General features: G+C 49.8%; 6 protein-coding genes. 4 read left to right on the top strand and 2 right to left on the bottom strand.

The genetic code is table 11. The annotated features are described in order from the left end of the window. Nucleotides 1-47: 47 nt before the first annotated feature. Nucleotides 48-368: a DUF962 domain-containing protein gene (locus IT781_RS21435; RefSeq protein ID WP_194972207.1), complete on the bottom strand. Its 321-nt coding sequence runs from the start codon at nt 366-368 to the stop codon at nt 48-50. A gap of 166 nt (nt 369-534) precedes the next feature. Between IT781_RS21435 and purE the strand changes: the two genes are divergently transcribed. Further along, a complete protein-coding gene (gene purE / locus IT781_RS21430) occupies nt 535-1032 on the top strand; it encodes a 5-(carboxyamino)imidazole ribonucleotide mutase (RefSeq protein ID WP_194972206.1) in 498 nt (165 codons plus the stop codon). Then, a complete protein-coding gene (locus IT781_RS21425; protein WP_194972205.1) occupies nt 1029-2123 on the top strand; it encodes a 5-(carboxyamino)imidazole ribonucleotide synthase in 1095 nt (364 codons plus the stop codon). Before purE ends, IT781_RS21425 begins: the two co-directional genes overlap by 4 nt. 71 nt (nt 2124-2194) lie before the next feature. Here the strand turns inward: IT781_RS21425 and nhaR are convergent, their stop codons facing one another. Beyond that, complete coding sequence (gene nhaR, locus IT781_RS21420; RefSeq protein WP_194972204.1) at nt 2195-3103, bottom strand: transcriptional activator NhaR; 909 nt, start codon at nt 3101-3103, stop codon at nt 2195-2197. A 236-nt stretch (nt 3104-3339) separates the two neighbouring features. Between nhaR and IT781_RS21415 the strand changes: the two genes are divergently transcribed. Both IT781_RS21415 and IT781_RS21410 read left to right on the top strand, forming a co-directional pair. Continuing rightward, nucleotides 3340-3684 (top strand): HPF/RaiA family ribosome-associated protein, encoded by a 345-nt coding sequence (locus IT781_RS21415; protein WP_194972203.1) that lies wholly within the window; start codon nt 3340-3342, stop codon nt 3682-3684. A gap of 221 nt (nt 3685-3905) precedes the next feature. After that, complete coding sequence (locus IT781_RS21410) at nt 3906-4100, top strand: hypothetical protein (protein WP_228779343.1); 195 nt, start codon at nt 3906-3908, stop codon at nt 4098-4100. The last annotated feature ends 12 nt before the right edge of the window (nt 4101-4112 follow it).

Here is a 4112-nt window from a genome sequence, read left to right as displayed (position 1 = left end):
CTACATTTGGGGCATCTAACCATGATCACTGACTCGGTAAAAATGGATTAGCTTAGCTCAAACCATACCAGATTAACAATGCCGTCCCACCACATACGCCAGTCACCCAGAAAGCTGAGCCAGAGATATACAAAGGTGGCGGGCTTGTTGTTTTCAAAGAAGAAATGCCCTGCCCAGGTAAAGGCGTAGCCTTGTATAAAGGCCACGGCAACCAGCCACCCCATTGACGTGAGGGAGGCGCTCAGGAGCAACACCAGGGCTATAGATGTACCGACAAAGTGCAACCGACGGGAAATCCGGTTGGCGTGCCCGCTGAGGTAAAACGGATAAAACTCTTTAAATGTATGGTAAGCCTTTGCTGCATTCACGATGACACCATAACGAATTTCCCGAGCGGTGTTTTTACCAATAGTGGTTTATAGGCTATGCAAAAACTTAAGAAACATCATTACGGCATTTGTGCGATAATTTAAGGTTTAATTATTCATAGGACCGGTTGTGTCCGAATTATTCTGATACTGAAAGGAGTAACACATGACAGCACTGGTTGGCATCATTATGGGCTCGACCTCTGACTGGGAAACCATGCGCTTTGCTGCGGAAACGCTTGATCGTCTAAAAGTGCCGTATGAGGCTGAAGTCGTTTCGGCACACCGGACGCCGGACAAACTGTTTCAATATGCAGAAGCGGCAGAAGCTAAAGGCCTGGAAGTGATTATCGCAGGTGCTGGCGGCGCCGCGCATCTGCCCGGCATGACAGCGGCGAAAACCGCCATTCCTGTTTTAGGTGTGCCTGTACAGTCTAAAGCATTGAACGGCATGGACTCCTTGTTATCGATCGTTCAGATGCCTGCCGGCATTCCGGTCGGTACATTGGCTATCGGCAAAGCAGGCGCCATCAATGCGGCTTTGCTGGCGACGGCTATTATCAGCAATAAGCACAACGAATACCGAACCGCATTAAACGACTATCGACGCGAACAGACTGAGACAGTGCTTGAGCATTCAGATCCTCGGGAGGATATGGTATGAAAGTAGGAATTCTTGGAGCCGGGCAGCTGGCGCGTATGATTGCATTGGCGGGTTATCCGTTAGGGCTCGATTTTATTTTTCTGGACCCATCGGCCGATGCCTGCGCCAACAAACTGGGCGAGCATCTGCATGGGGATTACAGTGATCCTGCCTTGCTCGCGCAGCTGGCGGAGCTCGCCGATGTTGTTACCTATGAATTTGAGAATGTGCCGGCACATGTCGCCGAATTTCTGGCGGCGCGGACCCAGGTGCATCCGGCTCCCAAGGCGCTGGCGGTTGCTCAGGACCGACTCATCGAGAAAAGTTTTTTCCGCGAAATCGGCATTCCGACTCCGGCTTTCGCGGCTGTGGACAGCCTTGAAGACCTGAAGCAGGCCATGTCGACCATCGGTTGGCCGGCCATTTTGAAAAGCCGCACCCTGGGCTATGATGGTAAAGGCCAGTCCGTGCTCAAGTCGGTTGACGACCTGGAGCCGGCCTGGGAATCGCTGCAAGGCGTGCCGGCTATCATTGAGGCTTTTGTGCCATTCAAACGCGAAGTGTCCATTATTGCAGCACGCAACGTTTCAGGCGCTATCGCTTTCTATCCGTTATCCGAGAATTTGCATCGCGGCGGCATTTTGCGGATTTCGGAATGCCGCGATGGCGATGCGCTGCAAAAGCTGGCTGAATCTTACGTTTCTGCGTTAATGGAAGCGCTGGATTATGTCGGCGTGCTGGCGTTGGAACTGTTCGACGTGGACGGCAATCTGGTCGCCAATGAATTCGCGCCGCGCGTGCATAACTCCGGCCATTGGACAATTGAAGGCGCTGAAACCAGTCAGTTCGAAAATCATCTGCGCGCCATTCTGGATCAGCCATTAGGCTCTACGGCATCGGTCGGCAAGGCGGCTATGGTGAACTTCATCGGCGGCCTGCCGGCTGACGACGATGTTTTGAAGATTCCGAACGCGCACCTGCATCTCTATAACAAAGCGCCGCGGAAAGGCCGCAAAGTCGCCCACGCGACAGCGCGCGCGGAAAATTCAGAGAGGCTGTCAGACCTGATTAGAGCGTTAACAACGCTCGCCGATCAGGTTGATGATTCATAACTGTCCAGTCTCTTGCCGGTTGCGGTGGCAAAGCCGCAGCCGGCAAGATTCCTCACGCAGGGTGAAGCCATTTATAAATCTGCCGTGCCGCGGGCCAGCCAGCCTCGGGCTTTGGCAGTAATGGCCGTCACGGCCGGATGCGATACTTTTCTCAACATCGAAATGGCGTAGAACCGAACGGTTAAATCTTCAGCCTCGCCAATGGGAATAACTTCGCATTTATCTTCTATTTCTTCTTTGATGGCCGTCGGTAAGGCAAAAATGCCGATGCCGGCCTGGCCAAATTTCTCCATCAGTGCGCTATCATCAAACTCGCCGGCAATGCGCGGATGAATATGCCGTCTGTCAAACCATTGCTGAAGCTGAGCCCTTATTCCGCTGGCGTTGCCCGGCAATAACAACGGAGCCTTATCAAGACAAGTCGGGAATGTCTGCTCAAACGTGTCTGCCAATTTCGGTGCGGCAAAAAAAGTCAGCGTCGACTCCCCAATCGGTCGACAGAAGCCCCGGATATTAGTATCTGCAGGTACTTGGTTGTCCGAAATCACCAGATCCAGCTTGTGCTGGTCCAGATCGCCCAGCAGCGAGTCAAGATTGCTTTCATGGCAATTGATGCGTACCAGGGCAGGTATATGCAAGGCTGGCTCCAGCAGGCGATAGGCGATGGATTTAGGCACGACGTCGGCAATGCCTACATTGAATGTCAATACCGATTCGGTAGGCCTATCGTGAACTATGCTCTCCAATTCGCTGCCTAGCGAAAAGATTTCATCGGCGTAAGTTAAAACTCTGTGCCCGGTATCGGTGAGCTCGAGATGGCGTCCTACACGGTCAAATAAAGCCACACCTAGCGTTTCTTCCAGTAAACTTAGTTGCCCACTGATCGTTTGTGGTGTCAGATTCAAACGCTCGCTGGCTCGGGCAATGCTTTTTTCCTTGGCGACCATCCAGAAGTAATGGAGATGCTTGTAATTAATCATAAATATTGCTCAGTTAATGCTCTGATTCCAGTCAATTAGAACATGATCACTAAATAATACTCGAATGATTTTTTTTATATTCAACAAATTTGATGCATTGGCAGATGTTTGCTTCTTTAAAAAAGCATAAAAGTTCGAGTATTTCGATCAATTAATAAAAAATATCCGACTTTTTATTTGGTACAGTAAGAGGTAAGTTAAAAGCTCATCTGGTAATACTCATGTAGGAGTGCAGTATGCAAATTGATATTCAAGCCCGAAACTTTTCCTTGACCGAATCGTTGAAACGTTATGTCGTTAAACGCATCAATAGCGCTTTAATCAGCAGCAACGATTCCGTCCAGCGCATTATCGTACGCCTTTCCAGTGATAATGGCCTCAAAGGCGGAGCTGATAAACGCTGTCATATTCAGGTAGTGATTCCGCATCAATCAGATGTAATTATTGATGATGTTGAGGAAAACATGTATGCGGCTGTTGACAATGCGACCGATCGAGCCGGGCGCACTGTTACGCGTCATGTGACTAAACATCGCAAATTCAAACGCGTATTAGATCCAATTGACTCAACTGCTGCGTAGAGTTTATTCAATTCATAATCATTCTATTCGACTAAAGACACTAACGCGCTCTCTCCATTCGGGAGAGAGCCATTAGCAGCACCTCAGTCCACTGCAGCATTAATCAAGCTTGGGCACTCTAACCAATTTGCCGAATCAGTTTTAACCAGGCCTGGACTGTTGATTTACCGTATTTATCCAGATCATCTCTTTAATCCGATTCATAATCCGGAGGAGAACGCATGAACTTTCGAATACGACAGTTGATCGTTTTAGCGGCTTTATGTCTGGCGAGTCTGAACGGCCTTGCCGGGCAACGTATCGCCGTTTTGGATTTCGAGCTGAAGGATCTGACCCTGGCGCCAGGCATTCCTTCTGAAGTCGAACGTACGGCCGTATGCATCCAGCCCTACCATCTAGCGCTATTTCTGCTTTAGCGTTTCAATAAA

It is taken from the genome of Methylobacter sp. BlB1 (assembly GCF_015476545.1).
Classification (GTDB): domain Bacteria; phylum Pseudomonadota; class Gammaproteobacteria; order Methylococcales; family Methylomonadaceae; genus Methylobacter.
This window is presented reverse-complemented; position numbering and strand designations above follow the sequence as displayed.